This is a genomic window from Tabrizicola sp. (genome assembly GCF_041919135.1).
Lineage (GTDB): Bacteria > Pseudomonadota > Alphaproteobacteria > Rhodobacterales > Rhodobacteraceae > Tabrizicola.
Genome location: NZ_JAYRUJ010000021.1, coordinates 1 through 14,569 on the forward strand (window position 1 = coordinate 1; position 14,569 = coordinate 14,569).

The 14,569-nt window shown below is 70.1% G+C and carries 16 protein-coding genes and 1 tRNA gene; 13 read left to right on the top strand and 4 right to left on the bottom strand.

All coding sequences use genetic code 11. From position 1 onward, the window contains the following. Positions 1 to 496, bottom strand: a 496-nt coding sequence (locus ACE3UA_RS14330; protein WP_374646262.1) for an alcohol dehydrogenase catalytic domain-containing protein, incomplete at its 3' end; no start/stop codon positions are given. Between the two features lie 98 nt (positions 497 to 594). Between ACE3UA_RS14330 and ACE3UA_RS14335 the strand changes: the two genes are divergently transcribed. Beyond that, positions 595 to 870, top strand: coding sequence for an I78 family peptidase inhibitor (locus ACE3UA_RS14335; RefSeq protein WP_374646264.1), 276 nt, complete (start codon positions 595 to 597; stop codon positions 868 to 870). Positions 871 to 924: 54 nt separating this feature from the next. Here the strand turns inward: ACE3UA_RS14335 and ACE3UA_RS14340 are convergent, their stop codons facing one another. Then, complete coding sequence (locus ACE3UA_RS14340) at positions 925 to 1,368, bottom strand: cytochrome c (RefSeq protein WP_374646266.1); 444 nt, start codon at positions 1,366 to 1,368, stop codon at positions 925 to 927. 368 nt (positions 1,369 to 1,736) lie between these two features. On the opposite strand from ACE3UA_RS14340, the gene ACE3UA_RS14345 reads away from it, so the two are divergent. The 8 genes from ACE3UA_RS14345 to ACE3UA_RS14380 all read left to right on the top strand — a co-directional run bounded on the left by ACE3UA_RS14345 (position 1,737) and on the right by ACE3UA_RS14380 (position 9,039). Then, the gene (locus tag ACE3UA_RS14345; protein ID WP_374646268.1) at positions 1,737 to 3,038 is read left to right on the top strand and encodes an RNA polymerase sigma-54 factor; all 1,302 of its coding nucleotides are present in this window, start codon (positions 1,737 to 1,739) and stop codon (positions 3,036 to 3,038) included. 37 nt (positions 3,039 to 3,075) lie between these two features. Next, positions 3,076 to 5,076 (top strand): hydantoinase/oxoprolinase N-terminal domain-containing protein, encoded by a 2,001-nt coding sequence (locus ACE3UA_RS14350; protein ID WP_374646270.1) that lies wholly within the window; start codon positions 3,076 to 3,078, stop codon positions 5,074 to 5,076. Positions 5,077 to 5,377: 301 nt separating this feature from the next. Further along, a tRNA-Met gene (locus ACE3UA_RS14355) sits at positions 5,378 to 5,454 on the top strand. Between the two features lie 107 nt (positions 5,455 to 5,561). Next, a complete protein-coding gene (locus ACE3UA_RS14360) occupies positions 5,562 to 6,023 on the top strand; it encodes a RidA family protein (RefSeq protein ID WP_374646272.1) in 462 nt (153 codons plus the stop codon). Then, on the top strand, positions 6,020 to 6,793 hold the full coding sequence (locus tag ACE3UA_RS14365; protein WP_374646274.1) for a glycerophosphodiester phosphodiesterase family protein: 774 nt from the start codon (positions 6,020 to 6,022) through the stop codon (positions 6,791 to 6,793). Before ACE3UA_RS14360 ends, ACE3UA_RS14365 begins: the two co-directional genes overlap by 4 nt. 96 nt (positions 6,794 to 6,889) lie before the next feature. Beyond that, on the top strand, positions 6,890 to 8,041 hold the full coding sequence (locus ACE3UA_RS14370; RefSeq protein ID WP_374646276.1) for a GNAT family N-acetyltransferase: 1,152 nt from the start codon (positions 6,890 to 6,892) through the stop codon (positions 8,039 to 8,041). A gap of 24 nt (positions 8,042 to 8,065) precedes the next feature. After that, positions 8,066 to 8,677, top strand: a complete 612-nt coding sequence (locus tag ACE3UA_RS14375; RefSeq protein ID WP_374646278.1) for a glutathione S-transferase family protein — start codon at positions 8,066 to 8,068, stop codon at positions 8,675 to 8,677. Next, entirely contained in the window at positions 8,674 to 9,039 is a 366-nt protein-coding gene (locus ACE3UA_RS14380; protein ID WP_374646280.1) for a 4a-hydroxytetrahydrobiopterin dehydratase, read from the top strand. Before ACE3UA_RS14375 ends, ACE3UA_RS14380 begins: the two co-directional genes overlap by 4 nt. 36 nt (positions 9,040 to 9,075) lie before the next feature. Here ACE3UA_RS14380 and ACE3UA_RS14385 read toward each other — a convergent pair whose 3' ends face one another. Continuing rightward, complete coding sequence (locus ACE3UA_RS14385) at positions 9,076 to 9,561, bottom strand: peroxiredoxin (protein WP_374646282.1); 486 nt, start codon at positions 9,559 to 9,561, stop codon at positions 9,076 to 9,078. A gap of 44 nt (positions 9,562 to 9,605) precedes the next feature. Here ACE3UA_RS14385 and ACE3UA_RS14390 point away from each other — a divergent pair, with 44 nt between their 5' ends. The 4 genes from ACE3UA_RS14390 to ACE3UA_RS14405 all read left to right on the top strand — a co-directional run bounded on the left by ACE3UA_RS14390 (position 9,606) and on the right by ACE3UA_RS14405 (position 14,149). Continuing rightward, the gene (locus ACE3UA_RS14390) at positions 9,606 to 10,853 is read left to right on the top strand and encodes an NAD(P)/FAD-dependent oxidoreductase (RefSeq protein WP_374646284.1); all 1,248 of its coding nucleotides are present in this window, start codon (positions 9,606 to 9,608) and stop codon (positions 10,851 to 10,853) included. Further along, positions 10,850 to 11,410 (top strand): 16S rRNA (guanine(966)-N(2))-methyltransferase RsmD, encoded by a 561-nt coding sequence (gene rsmD, locus ACE3UA_RS14395; RefSeq protein WP_374646286.1) that lies wholly within the window; start codon positions 10,850 to 10,852, stop codon positions 11,408 to 11,410. The genes ACE3UA_RS14390 and rsmD overlap by 4 nt, the downstream gene beginning before the upstream one ends. Beyond that, the gene (locus ACE3UA_RS14400) at positions 11,407 to 12,063 is read left to right on the top strand and encodes an HAD family hydrolase (protein WP_374646288.1); all 657 of its coding nucleotides are present in this window, start codon (positions 11,407 to 11,409) and stop codon (positions 12,061 to 12,063) included. Before rsmD ends, ACE3UA_RS14400 begins: the two co-directional genes overlap by 4 nt. 61 nt (positions 12,064 to 12,124) lie before the next feature. Continuing rightward, positions 12,125 to 14,149 (top strand): FAD-dependent oxidoreductase, encoded by a 2,025-nt coding sequence (locus ACE3UA_RS14405; RefSeq protein WP_374646290.1) that lies wholly within the window; start codon positions 12,125 to 12,127, stop codon positions 14,147 to 14,149. On the opposite strand, the gene ACE3UA_RS14410 is transcribed toward ACE3UA_RS14405, so the two are convergent. Further along, positions 14,146 to 14,403 carry an EF-hand domain-containing protein gene (locus ACE3UA_RS14410; RefSeq protein ID WP_197642467.1) on the bottom strand — a complete coding sequence of 86 codons (258 nt, stop codon included), beginning with the start codon at positions 14,401 to 14,403 and terminating at the stop codon, positions 14,146 to 14,148. The genes ACE3UA_RS14405 and ACE3UA_RS14410 overlap by 4 nt on opposite strands. Between the last annotated feature and the right edge of the window lie 166 nt (positions 14,404 to 14,569).

Genomic DNA, 14,569 nt, shown 5'->3' on the forward strand with positions numbered 1-14,569 from the left:
AGATCTTGTCGAAGGGCGCGTCGTCGCGGACCTTGGCCAGCGCGATCTCGGGCAGCACCGTGTGGTTGGCGAAGGTCGAGCAGCCCATGTAGTGATGGATCGGCGTCCCGTCGAGCATGGAGAACCGGGTGGTCCCGTCCGGCATCAGCCCCTTGCCTTGGGTGTCGCGGATCGCGGTGCAGAGGTTGGTCTTGCGGCTGAGGCAGGACGGGCATTCGCGGCATTCGGGGGTATAAAGCGGGATCACATGGTCGCCGGGTTTCAGCGACTTGACGCCGGGCCCGCATTTCACCACCACGCCCGCGCCCTCATGGCCGAGGATCGAGGGGAAGATCCCCTCCGGGTCCGCGCCCGAGCGGGTGAATTCGTCGGTGTGGCAGATGCCGGTGGCCTTGATCTCGATCAGGACCTCGCCTTCCCTGGGGTCGTCAAGGTTGACCTCCATCACCTGCAGGGGTTGTCCGGCGGCGACTGCAACGGCGGCACGGGTGCGCATGGGGTTTGCCCTCCTTAAAGATTTTCCGGAACCTGTGCCAAACTCGGGCGTAAAGCAATCAGGTATTCCCGATGCACCCCAGGACTATGGAGCGAAAGATGAAACATGGCCTGCCCCTGCTGCTCTGCGCCCCGCTGCTGCTGGCCGCCTGCGTCGAGCCGATGCCGCCGCCCTATGACCCGGTGGATGCCTGCGGCGCGTCCGAATTCCAGTATCTCGTCGGCAAGCCCGGTGTGCTTCTGGACGGGATGCGCTTCAGCCAGGACGTGCGGGTGATCGAACACGGGATGGCGGTCACGATGGACTTTCGCGCCGACCGCCTGAACTTCTGGCTGGACCGACGTGACGTGATCGAAAAGGTCGTCTGCGGCTGATCGCATGAAAAGGCCCCGGTCGGAAGACCGGGGCCCGTGCTTCCGTGACGGGACTTATTCCTTCATCACGCGATAGGTGGTGTGGCAGTCCTTGCAGGCGCCGCCAAGCTTGCCCATCCCCGCGCCGATGCTTTCGGCCGAGGCGACATCCATCGCGCCCGCCGCCTCGCCCAACGTCTTGGCCTTGACCAGGAAATCCTCCCAGTTGGTCCAGATCTCGGGCTTGGCTTCCGAGACCGGATCGGTCGCGCCCGGCTCGGCGAAGGTGGCCTCGACCTTGCCCGCGGCTTCGACCAGGGCGGCCTTGGCAGCCTCGGCCTGGGCGGCGTCGAAGGCTGTCTTGCCCTTGGCCATGTCGCCCAGGATGCCGGTGTTCTTGCCGACCGTTTCCATCAGCTCCTCGCGGGCGATGGCGTTCGGATCGGTGCGTTCGGCCTCGGCCTGGGCGGTGCCGGCGGCAAGGATGGTGGCGATGGCGAAGGCTTTGGCGAGTTTCATTCGTCGGGCTCCCGTGCGGTTTTGTCGCAGGCCACTATAGGGACGGCGATCCGGCCCGGAAGCGGGCGTTACACCCCCTCACGCAGTTGTCATTGCAACCGCTGGTTCCGGCTCGACCCATGCGGGCCGGTATGGCATGGCCGGAACGAAAGGCGGATGAGTGGCCGGTCACCGACGTCTGGCGGGGGGCGAAAGGCCCGGGCCGTTCTGCGGCAGGCGCGCGCGGACACCATGGCTGGCGCCGCGGGGGATCTTCGCCTGACCTCGCGGCGGGGCGCCGGAATTCTGAAGAAGAATTCCGACCCGGAAATCGTTCGATTTCCGGCGCCCGGCTTGCCAGTCGCGTGACCTCGTGAAACGATCCGGCCATGAAGTCCAGAAGCCGCATCTCGGTGCAGCAGACGCAGCGGCTGACGCTGACGACAAAGCTTGCCGCCTCGATCCGCCTGTTGCGCGCCGATGCCGCTGGCCTGAGCCGCTATCTCGAGGAACAGGCGGCGGAAAACCCGCAACTGCTCCTGTCGCGCCCGCCGCCTGCCGACTGGCTTCCCCGCTGGCGCGCGGCTTTCGCCCCGGCCGGAGAGTTTCCCGAAACCGCTGCCCCGGCACCCAGCCTGGTCTCGCACGCGCTTGCGCTGGTCGATACGCTGCGCCTCCCGCCGCGGGAGGCCCGCATCGCCGAGGCCCTGGTCGAGGGGCTGGAGCCTTCGGGTTGGCTTGGCCCGCCGCTTTCCGCCATTGCCCGGCACGCCGGGGCCTCTCTGGCCGAGGTCGAGAGCCTCCTCGCCCGCCTGCAGGCACGGGCCGAGCCGACCGGGCTATTCGCCCGGAACCTGTCGGAATGCCTGCGCCTGCAGGCCGAGGACGCGGGCGAGCTGGATCCGCCGATGGCGGCCGTTCTCGACCGGCTCGACCTGGTGGCGCGGGGCGAGATCGACCGGATCGCCCGCGACTCCGGTGTCGACGCCGATGCGATCCGCCTGCGCATCGGTCGCCTGCGCCGCTATGACCCGAAGCCGGGCGCCGGTTTCCAGCCCCTTGCCGCGCCGCTGCGCGAGCCGGATCTGGTCGCCGAAAAGCGCGAGGGGGTCTGGGTGGTGCAGCTGAACCGCTCGGCCCTGCCGACGCTTGCCGTCGCCCCCGGCCGTGGTGGCGGCCGGGCCGAGGCGCGGGCGCTGATCCGGCTGGTCGAGGGGCGGAACGCCACGCTGCTCAGCGTCGCGCAAGAGATCCTGGCGCGGCAGCATCCCGCGCTGGAACTGGGGCCCGGCGCGCTGCTGCCGATGACCATGGCCGAGGTGGCCGAGGCCTTGGGCCTGCATGAAAGCACCGTCAGCCGGGTGGTTGCCGGAACCGCCGTGGATACGCCGCGCGGCACCTGGTGGCTGCGCGCGCTGTTCACCCGGGCGGCGCGCGACGGCGGCCCTGCGGCCGGGGCGCTGCGCGACCGGCTGGCCCGGCTGGTGGCCGCGGAGGACCCCGCCGCGCCCCTGACCGACGAGGCCCTGGCCCTGGCCCTGGCCGAGGGCGGGGCCCCGCTCGCCCGGCGCACCGTGGCCAAGTATCGCGCCATGCTGGGCCTGCCGCCGGCCCATCGCCGCCGCCTGCGCGCCGCTCGACCGACTGTGCGTGTCGCTTCCGGGGATGACAGGGGGGGAAAGCTGGCTTAGCTGGCGGGAAAGGGCAGGCAGGCAGGCAGGGACTGGCATGGCGATCTTTCTGGGTGTCGATACCGGGGGCACCTATACCGATGCGGTGATCCTGGATGACGTGGCGAACCAGGTCCTGGGCAAGGCCAAGGCGCTGACCAGCCGGCAAGACCTGGCCATCGGCATCGGCGAGGCGGTCGATGCGGCCCTTGCGGCCGCCGGGGTCGCGGCAGGCGAGGTGGCGCTGGTTTCGCTCTCCACCACGCTGGCCACCAATGCGCTGGTGGAAGGGCAGGGCGCCCGCGTCGCGCTGGTCTTCATCGGCTTTGGCGACAGCGACCTGTCGCGCGGCGGCCTGTCCGAGGCGCTGAAGGGCGACCCGGTGATCGCCCTCTCCGGCGGCCATACCCATGCCGGGGCCGAGGCCGCGCCCCTTGACCTCGCCGCGCTGGAGGAGGGGCTGCGCACCCTCGCCGATCAGGTCTCGGGCTATGCGATCGCCTCCAGCTTCGCCACCCGCAACCCCGGGCACGAGATCGCCGCCCGGGATCTGGTCCGCCGCGTGACCGGCAGTCCGGTGACCTGCAGCCACGAGCTTTCCGCCAATCTGAACGGCCCCAAGCGCGCGCTGACCGCCGTGCTGAACGCCCGTCTGATCGGCATGATCGACCGCCTTGTCGCCGCCTGCGAGCGTCACCTGGCCCGGGTCGGGATCGACGCGCCGCTGATGGTGGTGCGCGGCGACGGCGCGCTGATCAGCGCCGCCATGGTGCGCGAGCGCCCGATCGAGACCATTCTCTCCGGCCCGGCCGCCAGCATCGTCGGCGCGCGCTGGCTGACCGGGGCTTCGGATGCGCTGGTCAGTGACATCGGCGGCACCACGACCGACGTGGCGCTGCTGCGCGGCGGCCTGCCCGAGATCGACCCCGAGGGCGCGCGCGTCGGCGGCTTCCGCACCATGGTCGAGGCGGTGGCGATGCGCACCACGGGCCTTGGCGGCGACAGCGAGGTGCATCTGGTCACCGAGGGCCTGGCGGGCGGCTTGCACCTTGGCCCCCGGCGGCTGATGCCGGTCTCGCTGCTGGCGGTGGAGCATGGGCCGATGGTCCATGCGGCGCTGGATCGCTGGCTCTCGACCGAATCCGCGGGCGAGATGGACGGCCGCTTCGTCGTGCCGATGACGGGCCAGCGCGGCGGGCTGAACGCCCGCGACATCGCGGTGCTGGACCGGATCACCCGGCCGATGCCGATGGCCTCTGCCCTGACCTCGCGGCTGGAGGTGGCGGCGCTGGAGCGGCTGGTGGCGCGCGGCCTGGTGATGATCTCGGGCGTCACGCCTTCGGACGCCAGCCACATGCTGGGGCGGCAGGAGGGCTGGGACGGGGCGGCGGCGGAAAAGGCGCTGCGCCTGCTGGCCCGGCGCCGCACCGGCGCGGGCGAGCGTTTCGCCGGCGGGCCCGAGGTCCTGTCGCAGGCGATCGTGGACCAGCTGACGCGGCAGACCGTCGACTGCCTTCTGGAGGCCGCCTTCGCCGAGGATCCCCGCTTTGCCGCCGAGCCCCCCGTCGGACTGGCCCGCCACGGCCTGACCCACGCCGGGATGGACCAGCATCGCGGCATCGTCGAGATCGGCCTGCGGCTTGGCGTGCCGGTGATCGGCCTCGGCGCCTCGGCCCCGTCCTATTACGGCGCGGTGGGCGAGCGGCTGGGCTGCCCGATGATCCTGCCCGACCATGCCGGGGTCGCCAATGCCATCGGCGCCGTCGCGGGCCAGGTCAGCCAGCGCGCGACCGGCACCATTTCCTCGCCGGCCGAGGGGCGCTATGTCACCCATCTCGCTTCCGGGCTGCAGAACTTCTCCACCCCCGAGGCCGCGCTCGAGGCGCTGGAGGCCGAGCTGGTGGCCGAGGCTTCGCAGCGCGCGCGTGAGGCCGGGGCGGTGGACCTGCGCCTTGTCATCGACCGCGAGGTGAAGGACGTCGAGATCGAGGGCCGCACCATGTTCATCGAGGCAAGGGTCTCTGCCACCGCCTCGGGCCGCCCCCGCGTCGCCCGCTAGCCGGGCTCGGCAGGGCGGACCTCGGCGAACAGGGTGTCGGCGCCCCGGTCGCAGTCGGGCGATCCCGGCGAATGGGTTCCCAGGCCGAACTTCGGCGCCCCCGGTCGCCGCCGCGCAGCGCCTCCCGAAGGACGATGGCACGGCCGGGCATTCCGGCCACGCCCGGATCTGCCAGAACCTGCCTTTCGCGGAAATCGGACCCATCCATGACATGCGGAATGCAGCATAAGGGACCGGAAGGCGAACCCGCCCAGATTCACCCTTGACCTCGCCCCGCCGCACCCTTAATCCGCGCCGCAGTGGCTAGGTAGCTCAGCTGGTTAGAGCGTGCGACTCATAATCGCAAGGTCGAGGGTTCGAGTCCCTCCCTCGCCACCACTATCCCCCTTCGGATGCGTTGCAAGTGCCTGAAACGGCACCGGCCCGGCCTTGCCCCTCCTCCGGCCAGCCGCTAGGCTCCGCCCCGACCACTTGCGGAGGATCCCATGCACCCGATCGAGAAACGCCTTGCCGAACTGGGCGTGACCCTGCCCGACGCGCCTGCCCCGGCGGCGAATTATGTGCCCTTCGTGCAGGTCGGGAACCTGGTCCATATCTCGGGCCAGATCAGCCAGGGCGAGCAGGGCCTGATCAAGGGGCGGCTGGGTGCGGACATGGCCGTCGAACAGGGGGCCGAGGCGGCGAAACGCTGCGCGATCTCGCTTCTGGCGCAGCTGAAAAAGGCCGTGGGCGGTGACTGGGACCGGCTGGACCGCGCGGTCAAGCTGGTGGGCTTCGTGAACTCGACCGCCGATTTCACCGACCAGCCCAAGGTGATCAACGGCGCCTCCGACTTCATGGTCGCGGTGCTGGGCGATGCCGGCCGCCATGCCCGTTCGGCCGTCTCGGCCGCCTCGCTGCCCCTCGGCGTCGCGGTCGAGATCGAGGCGATCTTCGCCCTGAAATGAGCCGGGTCCCGCTGCCGGAAAGCTTCCTGCGCCTGCCGATCGCGCATCGCGCCCTGCACGACCGCGCGGCGGGAAGGATCGAGAATTCGCCCGCCGCGATCCGCGCGGCGGTGGCGGCGGGATATGCGATCGAGGTGGACCTGCAACTTTCGCGCGATGGCGTGGCCATGGTCTTCCATGACGAGGAACTGGATCGCCTGACCGGCGAGACCGGCCCGGTGAACGCCCGCAGCGCCGCGGAACTGGGTCGCATCCGCCTGAAGGATGCGACCGACACGATCCCGACCCTGGCCGAGGTCCTGGCCCTGATCGACGGCCGCGTGCCGCTGCTGATCGAACTCAAGGACCAGACCCTTGCCATGGGCCCGACCGACGGCCGGCTGGAGGCGGCGACGGCCCGGGCGCTGACCGGCTATGGCGGCGATGTGGCGGTGATGTCCTTCAACCCCCATTCCATCGCCCAAATGGCCCGCCTTGCGCCGCAGCTGCCGCGCGGGATCACCACCTCGGCCTATGACCCCGAGGACTGGGCCCCGCTGCCCCCCGCCACCTGCGACCGGCTGCGCGCGATCCCGGATTACGACCCGACTCTCGCCAGCTTCATAAGCCACGAGGCCGCCGACCTTGCCCGCCCCCGCGTGGCCGAACTGAAGGCGCGGGGCGCGGCGATCCTGTGCTGGACCATCCGCTCGCCCGAGGCCGAGGCGCAGGCGCGGGTGGTTGCGCAGAACGTGACCTTCGAAGGCTATGCGGCGCAGCTTCCGGCTTGACCTTGCCCCGGCGGCGGCCAGTTCCACATTGGTCGAAATGACCGGCGGGGGTGCGGGGGTGCAACACCCCCGGGGGTTCCGCCTGGGGAATCCCGCATGGCCGATCTGACCCTTCACGCCAGCCTGTCCGAGATTGCCGCCTCGGACTGGGACGCCCTGGCCGCGCCCGAGCCGGGCCGCCCCGTCGACCCTTTCACCACCCATCGCTTCCTCTCTGCGCTGGAGGCCTCGGGCTCGACCGGCCCCGGCACCGGCTGGCAAGCCCGGCCCCTGGCCCTGCGCGAGGGCGGGCGCCTCCTGGCCGTCACGCCGCTTTACGTCAAGACGCACAGCCAGGGCGAATACATCTTCGACCATGGCTGGGCCGAGGCTCTGGAAAGGGCAGGGGGGCGCTACTACCCCAAGCTGCAGGTCGCCGTTCCCTTCACCCCCGTCACCGGCCGCCGCTTCCTTGGCCCGGACCCGTGTCGCGAAACCCTCTGGCGGGCCGCCATCGGCATCGCCGCGCAGAACCGGCTTTCCTCGCTCCACGCCACCTTCTGCACCGCCGGAGAGGCCGGGGCGCTGGCGGGGGTCGAGGGCACGCTCCACCGCGTCACCCAGCAGTTCCACTGGCAGAACCGGGGCTACGGCAGCTTTGCCGACTTCCTGTCCGACCTCTCCAGCCGCAAGCGCAAGATGATCCGGAAAGAGCGCGAAACGGCGCTGGCCTCGGGCCTGACGATCCGCAGCCTGACCGGAGACGAAATCGAGCCCGCGCATTGGGCGGCGTTCTGGGCCTTCTACCAGGACACCGGCAGCCGCAAATGGGGCCGCCCCTACCTGACCCGGCAGGCCTTCGACCTGTTCCACCAGACCATGCGCAAGGACATCCTGCTGGTCCTCGCCTTCGACGAAGGCCGTCCCGTCGCGGGCGCGCTGAACTTCATCGGCCGCGATGCGCTTTACGGCCGCTACTGGGGCTGCATCCAGGACCATCCCTGCCTGCATTTCGAACTCTGCTATTACCGGGCCATCGACTGGGCCATTGCCCAGGGCCTGCAACGGGTCGAGGCCGGGGCCCAGGGCGAGCACAAGCTTGCCCGCGGCTATCTGCCGGTCCAGACCCATTCCCTGCACTGGATCGCCGAGCCCGCCTTCCGGACGGCGGTGGACCGTTACCTGCAGGCGGAACGCCGCGCAACCGACGAGGAGATCGAGGTGCTGACCAGCTATGGCCCCTTCCGTCGGGGCCCGGATCGGGAGTAGCCTTCCCCATGGGGGGACCTGCCGATGCTGACCTTCTACACCAATCCGATGTCGCGCGGCCGCATTGCCCGCTGGATGCTCGAGGAGTTGGGCCAGCCCTACCGGACCCAGGTCCTGGAATACTACACCACGATGAAGGCGCCGGATTATCTGGCGCTCAATCCGATGGGCAAGGTTCCCGCGATCGTCCATGACGGCAAGGTCGTGACCGAGGTGGCGGCGATCTGCACCTATCTGGCGATGACCTTCCCCGAGGCCGGGCTGATGGCCGAGGACAAGGCCGCCTTCTTCCGCTGGATGTTCTTCGCCGCCGGACCGCTGGAGCAGGCGGCGGTCAACGCCTCTTTCGGATGGCAGCCCTCGGGCCCGCAGGAGAAGCGCCGGGCGGGCTATGGCGACCTGGCCGATGTCCTGGGCGCGCTGACCGGGCATCTGGCCGCGCATGACTTTGTGGCCGACGGCCGCTTCACTGCCGCCGATGTCTATGTCGGCAGCCAGATCGGCTGGGGAATGCAGAATGGCGGCATTCCGGTCAATGCCACGTTGCAGGCCTATTGGGCGCGGATCAGGGACCGTCCCGCCCGCCAGTCGGCCGAGGCCCTCGACAATGCCCTGATCCGGGAGAACCAGCCATGACCCAGCTTCTGCCCGAAGCGGACCGCAAGACCCTGTTGCCGCCCCTGGCCGAGACCGGCTGGGCGGCCGTGCCCGGCCGCGACGCGATCCGCAAGATCTGGAAGTTCCGCAACTTTTCCGAAGCCTGGGGCTTCATGTCCCGCGCGGCCCTGGTGGCCGAGAAGCTGAACCACCACCCGGAATGGAGCAATGTCTACAACGTGGTCGACGTGACCCTGACCACGCATGACTGCCAGGGGCTTTCGCGCCTTGACCTCGATCTTGCCAAGGCGATGGACCGCTTAGCGCCGGGCGCCGAAATCCAGCGCGACCATGGCGAGCCGGTGACCTGCCTGTGCGAGATCCACGCGCGCAAGGCGTGAGGGCAAGGTGGGCAGATTGCCCACCCTGCGAAGGGCTCAAAGCTGCGACAGCAGATGCTCGCCCGCCGAAATCTCGCAGCCCGGTCCGGTTTCGGGGTTGAACTGCGTGACCACGCCATCCTCGGCCAGCAGCGAATAGCGTTTCGAGCGGGACAGAAGGCCCAGATGCGGCAGGTCCAGGGTCATGCCGATCGCCCTGGTGAAACTGGAATCCGCATCCGCCACCATCGAGATCCCGGCGGCATCGGCCCCCGTCGCCTCGCCCCAGGCCTTCATCACGAAGGGATCGTTGACCGAGACGCAGATGATCTCGTCCACGCCCTTCTCGGCCAGCTTGCCGGCGGTGCGGATGAAGCTGGGGACATGCGCGGTCGAGCAGGTGCCGGTGAACGCGCCCGGCAGGCCGAAGATCACCACCTTGCGGCCCTTCAGCACCTCGGGCAGGCGCACCGGCTCGGCTCCGGCCTCGCCCATGCGCAGAAGGGTCGCCTCGGGCAGTTTCGCCCCGATCGTCAAAGTCATTTTCGTCATTCCTCGTCGCCAGGCTGCGTTGCGCAGGTTGCGCCATGGGTTATAGGCTCTGGCGCAAGGGTTTCCAGAGGGATGCGGGCATGCGGGTGGTGATCGTCGGGGCAGGGCAGGCGGGCGCGGCATTGGCGGCCAGGCTGCGCGCGCTGGGCCATGCGGGGGAGATCGTGATGCTGGGGGACGAACCCGCGCCGCCCTACCAGCGCCCGCCGCTCTCCAAGGCCTATCTGCTGGGCGAGATGGAGGAGGACCGGCTCTGGCTGCGTTCGCCCGAATTCTGGGCCGAGAACAACGTGACCCTGCGGCTGGGCCAGGCCGTCACCGGCATCGACACCCTGGGGAAGACCGTGACCGTCGGTGGCGAGGCGCTGGAATACGACCAGCTCGCCCTGACCACCGGCTCGTCTCCGCGCCGCCTTTCCCCGGCGCTGGGCGGCGCGCTGGAGGGCGTGTTCGCGGTGCGGACGCTGGCCGATGTCGATGCGATGCGCGCCGAGTTCCAGCCCGGCCGCCGCGTCATCATCGTCGGCGGCGGCTATATCGGGCTGGAGGCGGCGGCGGTCGCGGCGAAGCTTGGCCTGAACGTCACCGTGCTGGAGATGGCCCCCCGCATCCTGCAACGCGTCGCGGCGCCCGAGACCTCGGCCCATGTCCGCGCGCTGCACCAGTCCCACGGCGTCACCGTGCTGGAGGAAACCGGCCTTGACCGGCTGGAGGGCGACGACCGCGTTACCGGGGCGATCCTGAAGGACGGCCGCATCCTGCCGGCCGATTTCGTGATCGTGGGCGTCGGCATCACGCCGAACACCCACCTGGCCGAGAATGCGGGCCTTGCCATCGACAACGGCATCGCCACCGATGCCTTTGGCCGGACCTCCGACCCGGCGATCTGGGCGGCGGGCGATTGCGCCTCGTTCCCGCATGGCGGCGGGCGGCTGCGGCTGGAATCGGTCGGCAATGCCATCGACATGGCCGAGGCGGTGGCCGCCAACATTCTGGGCGCCGGCCAGCCCTATGAGGCGAAGCCCTGGTTCTGGTCCGACCAGTTCGACCTGAAGCTCCAGATCGCCGGGCTGAACACCGGCTATGACCGCATCGTCACCCGCAAGGGCGAGGGGGATGCCGTCAGCTTCTGGTATTACGAGGGCGACCGCCTGCTTGCCGTGGATGCGATGAACGACAGCCGCGCCTATATGGTCGGCAAGCGCCTGATCGAGGCCGGCAAGTCCCCCACGGCCGAGGCGGTGACCTCGACCCCCGATCTCAAGGCGCTGCTCAAGGCATGAGGATCATCGGCGGCGCGCGCCGGGGCCTGAAGCTGGCCGATGTGGGCGAGGGCGATGCCGCCGCCCATCTCCGCCCCACCTCGGACCGGGTGCGCGAGGCGATCTTCAACCTGGTGATCAACGCCCAAGCCTATCCGCTGCACGGGGCGCGGGTGCTGGACCTCTTCGCCGGGACCGGCGCGCTCGGGCTGGAGGCGATCAGCCGCGGCGCGGCCGGGGCCGTGTTCGTCGATGACGGCGCGAAGGCGCTGGCGCTGCTGAAGGCCAACATCGGGAAGATGCAGGCCGAGGGCGAAACCCGCGTCCTGCGCCAGAACGCCGCCCGCCTGCCGCCGAACCCTGCCGCGCCCTTCCCGCTGGTCTTTCTCGACCCCCCCTATGGCAAGGCGCTGGGCGAGGCCGCGCTCGCCTCGGCCCGGGCGCAGGGCTGGCTGGCGCCGGGGGCGCTGATCGTCTGGGAGGAAAGCCACCCCCCCGTGCCGCCGGAAGGCTTTGCCCTTGTCGACCAGCGCAAGTATGGCGATACCATCGTCACCCTGCTCAAGGCCCCCGCATGACCCGCCCCTCGGCCGTCCTTTTCGATTGCGACGGGGTGATCACCGACACCGAGGGGCCGACCTTCGACCTTCTGATCGCCGACCTTGCCAGCCACGGCCTGCCGCTTACCCGGCGCCAGCTTGAGACCGACTATATCGGCGGCACGATCGAGACCGTGGCGCAGCGCGCCCGCGCCGCCGGGGCGGTGCTGCCCGGGGATTGGGTCGCCCGGTTCTACGACCGGATGTATGCGATGCTTGCCGAAGGGACGGCGCTGGTCCCCGGCGTGCTTGATGTCTTCGACCGGCTGGACGCGGCCGGGATTCCCTATGCCGTCGGTTCGAACGGGACCCCCGGGAAGATGGGGATCAGCCTTGGCCAGCACGGGCTGCTTCCGCGCTTTCGCGCCGTTCTGTCCGGTCAGGCCCTCGGCCGGCCGAAGCCCGCGCCCGATGTCTACCTTGCCGCCGCCGCCGCCTGCGGGGCCGATCCCGCCGCCTGCGTGGTGATCGAGGACAGCCCCTCCGGTGCCCGCGCGGCGCTCGCGGCCGGGATCCCCTGCCTCGGCTTCGCCCCGCACGGAACCGACACCCCGCCCGCCCTCGGCCTTGCCGGGCTGGGCGTGCCCTTGTTCCGCCGCATGGCCGACCTGCCCGCACTGCTGGAGCTGTGACGCCGCGTAGCGGGTGACAGGCCGCGCGCGCCGGGCCATTCTGCCGGCAAAAGAGGGAACCATGACCAGCTATCCCCATCTCCTCGCCCCGATCACGCTTGGCGCCCATACCTTGCGCAACCGCAGCCTGATGGGCTCGATGCACACCGGGCTGGAGGAAACCGGCGACTGGTCCCGCGTCGCCGCCTTCTATGCCGCCCGCGCCAGGGGCGGGGCCGGGCTGATCGTCACCGGCGGCATGGCCCCGAATGCCGAGGGCGGCGTCTTTCCCGGCGCGGCGGGCCTGTTCACCGATCGCGACATCGCCAACCACGCCGGGGTGACCGATGCCGTCCATGCCGAGGGCGGCCATATCGTCATGCAGATCCTCCATGCCGGGCGCTATGCCTATTCCCCCGATTGCGTCGCGCCCTCGGCCGTGAAATCGCCGATCTCGCCCTTCCCCCCGCGCGAACTGGACGAAGCCGGGATCGAGAAGCAGATCGCCGACATCGCTACCGCCGCCGCCCGCGCCATCCAGGCCGGCTATGACGGGGTCGAGGTCATGGGCTCCGAGGGCTATTTCCTCAACCAGTTCCTCGTCACCCACACCAACCGCCGCAGCGACCGCTGGGGCGGCCCCTACGCCAACCGGATGCGCCTGCCGGTCGAGGTCGTCTCGCGCGTGCGGCAGGCCATCGGGCCGGGCGCGATCCTGGTCTATCGCATCTCGCTGATCGACCTGATCCCCGGCGGCTCCAGCTGGGAGGAGATCGTCCAGCTCGCCCGCGCGATCGAGGCGGCGGGGGCGAGCATCCTGAACACCGGCATCGGCTGGCACGAGGCGCGGGTGCCGACCATCGCCACCTCGGTCCCCCGCGCGGGCTTTGCCCATCTCACCGCCCGCCTGCGGCCCGAGGTCGGCATCCCCGTCATCACCTCGAACCGGATCAACACCCCGGACGTGGCCGAGAATCTGCTGGCCTCGGGTGTCGCCGACATGGTTTCGATGGCCCGCCCCTGGCTCGCCGATCCGGAATTCGTCCTGAAGGCCGCCACCGGCCGCGCGACCGGGATCGCGCCCTGCATCGCCTGCAACCAGGCCTGTCTCGACCATACCTTCTCGGGCAAGCTCACCTCCTGCCTCGTGAACCCCCGCGCCTGCCATGAGGCCGAGCTGGCCTATGCCCCCACCCCCGCGCCAAGGCGCATCGCCGTGGTGGGCGCCGGCCCCGCCGGAATGACCGCCGCCATGGTCGCGGCAGAGCGGGGCCACCAGGTCACGCTGTTCGACAAGGCCGCGCAGGTCGGCGGCCAGCTCAACCTGGCGAAACTCGTGCCGGGGAAGGAGGAGTTCCGCGGCTTGGTGGACTGGTTCGCCGCCCGCCTGCAGGCCCCCGGCATCACCCTGCGCCTCGGCCATGCCGCCACACCCGCCGATCTTCGCGACTTCGACGAGGTGGTGATCGCGACCGGCGTCACCCCGCGCGATCCAGGGATCGCGGTGGAACCGGGCGCGCGGGTCCTGTCCTATATCGACGTGCTGCAAGGCGCCGATCCGGGCCGCCGGGTGGCCATCATCGGGGCGGGCGGGATCGGCTTCGACGTGGCCGAGACGCTGGTCCATACCGGCGCCAGCCCGACCGAGGACCCCGCGCTCTGGCGCCGGGAATGGGGCGTCACCGCGCCATGGGAGGACAGGGGCGGCCTGGCGCCGCAAGGACCTGCGCCGGAGCCCCCGGCGCGCGAGGTGCATCTTCTGCAACGCAAACCCGAAAAGCCCGGCCGCCATCTTGGCAAGACCACCGGCTGGATCCACCGCGCCACCCTGGCGATGAAGCGGGTCAGGATGCAGGGCGGGGTGAACTATGACCGGATCACGCCGCAGGGCCTCTGGCTTTCACATGGAGCCGACCGCGAGAGGCCCGAGCTTCTCGCGGTCGATGCCGTCGTCCTTTGCGCGGGTCAGCTGCCGGATCGAACCCTGTCCGAGGCCCTGACCCGGGCAGGCATCCCCCACCATCTGATCGGCGGGGCGGATGTGGCGGCCGAACTGGATGCCAAGCGCGCGATCGATCAGGCCGCGCGCCTGGCCGCCCGGCTTTAGTTGCCGGTCGCCGGCGCGGCGATCACGCCATTGTCCAGCGCCGTCTGCAGCTCGGTCGCGTCGACCTGGCCATCGGTATTCGTGTCGATGCCGGCAAAACCTTCCTCGGTCAGGTCGGTCCAGACCGCCTGCAACTCCACCAGCGACCAGGTGCCGTTGCCATCGGTGTCCGTCACCTCGGGCAGGGTCGCGGTCTGGGCGACGGCGGCCGTGGCCAGGGCCAGAGGTGCAAGGAACATAGCGATGCGGGTCATGGGAATCTCCTTCTTGGTCCATGAGGCGGATGGCGTTCATGCCACCAGCGGGCAGAACCTGCGCAATCCGGGAAGGATATTCCAGATGCCGCGTGAGATTGCGCGGGACGCTTGGCGAAACCCCGCATTTCCGGGGTGATCTGAGAACATTTTCCCGCCGATGCCG

What these genes read in the sequence shown, in the direction of transcription:
- ACE3UA_RS14340 (WP_374646266.1), bottom strand. Translation starts at nt 1,368, where the DNA reads ATGAAACTCGCCAAAGCCTTCGCCATCGCCACCATCCTTGCCGCCGGC.
- ACE3UA_RS14360 (WP_374646272.1), top strand. Translation starts at nt 5,562, where the DNA reads ATGCACCCGATCGAGAAACGCCTTGCCGAACTGGGCGTGACCCTGCCC.
- ACE3UA_RS14365 (WP_374646274.1), top strand. Translation starts at nt 6,020, where the DNA reads ATGAGCCGGGTCCCGCTGCCGGAAAGCTTCCTGCGCCTGCCGATCGCG.
- ACE3UA_RS14385 (WP_374646282.1), bottom strand. Translation starts at nt 9,561, where the DNA reads ATGACTTTGACGATCGGGGCGAAACTGCCCGAGGCGACCCTTCTGCGC.
- ACE3UA_RS14370 (WP_374646276.1), top strand. Translation starts at nt 6,890, where the DNA reads ATGGCCGATCTGACCCTTCACGCCAGCCTGTCCGAGATTGCCGCCTCG.
- ACE3UA_RS14350 (WP_374646270.1), top strand. Translation starts at nt 3,076, where the DNA reads ATGGCGATCTTTCTGGGTGTCGATACCGGGGGCACCTATACCGATGCG.
- ACE3UA_RS14345 (WP_374646268.1), top strand. Translation starts at nt 1,737, where the DNA reads ATGAAGTCCAGAAGCCGCATCTCGGTGCAGCAGACGCAGCGGCTGACG.
- ACE3UA_RS14380 (WP_374646280.1), top strand. Translation starts at nt 8,674, where the DNA reads ATGACCCAGCTTCTGCCCGAAGCGGACCGCAAGACCCTGTTGCCGCCC.
- ACE3UA_RS14405 (WP_374646290.1), top strand. Translation starts at nt 12,125, where the DNA reads ATGACCAGCTATCCCCATCTCCTCGCCCCGATCACGCTTGGCGCCCAT.
- ACE3UA_RS14335 (WP_374646264.1), top strand. Translation starts at nt 595, where the DNA reads ATGAAACATGGCCTGCCCCTGCTGCTCTGCGCCCCGCTGCTGCTGGCC.
- ACE3UA_RS14400 (WP_374646288.1), top strand. Translation starts at nt 11,407, where the DNA reads ATGACCCGCCCCTCGGCCGTCCTTTTCGATTGCGACGGGGTGATCACC.
- ACE3UA_RS14375 (WP_374646278.1), top strand. Translation starts at nt 8,066, where the DNA reads ATGCTGACCTTCTACACCAATCCGATGTCGCGCGGCCGCATTGCCCGC.
- ACE3UA_RS14410 (WP_197642467.1), bottom strand. Translation starts at nt 14,403, where the DNA reads ATGACCCGCATCGCTATGTTCCTTGCACCTCTGGCCCTGGCCACGGCC.
- ACE3UA_RS14390 (WP_374646284.1), top strand. Translation starts at nt 9,606, where the DNA reads ATGGGTTATAGGCTCTGGCGCAAGGGTTTCCAGAGGGATGCGGGCATG.
- rsmD (WP_374646286.1), top strand. Translation starts at nt 10,850, where the DNA reads ATGAGGATCATCGGCGGCGCGCGCCGGGGCCTGAAGCTGGCCGATGTG.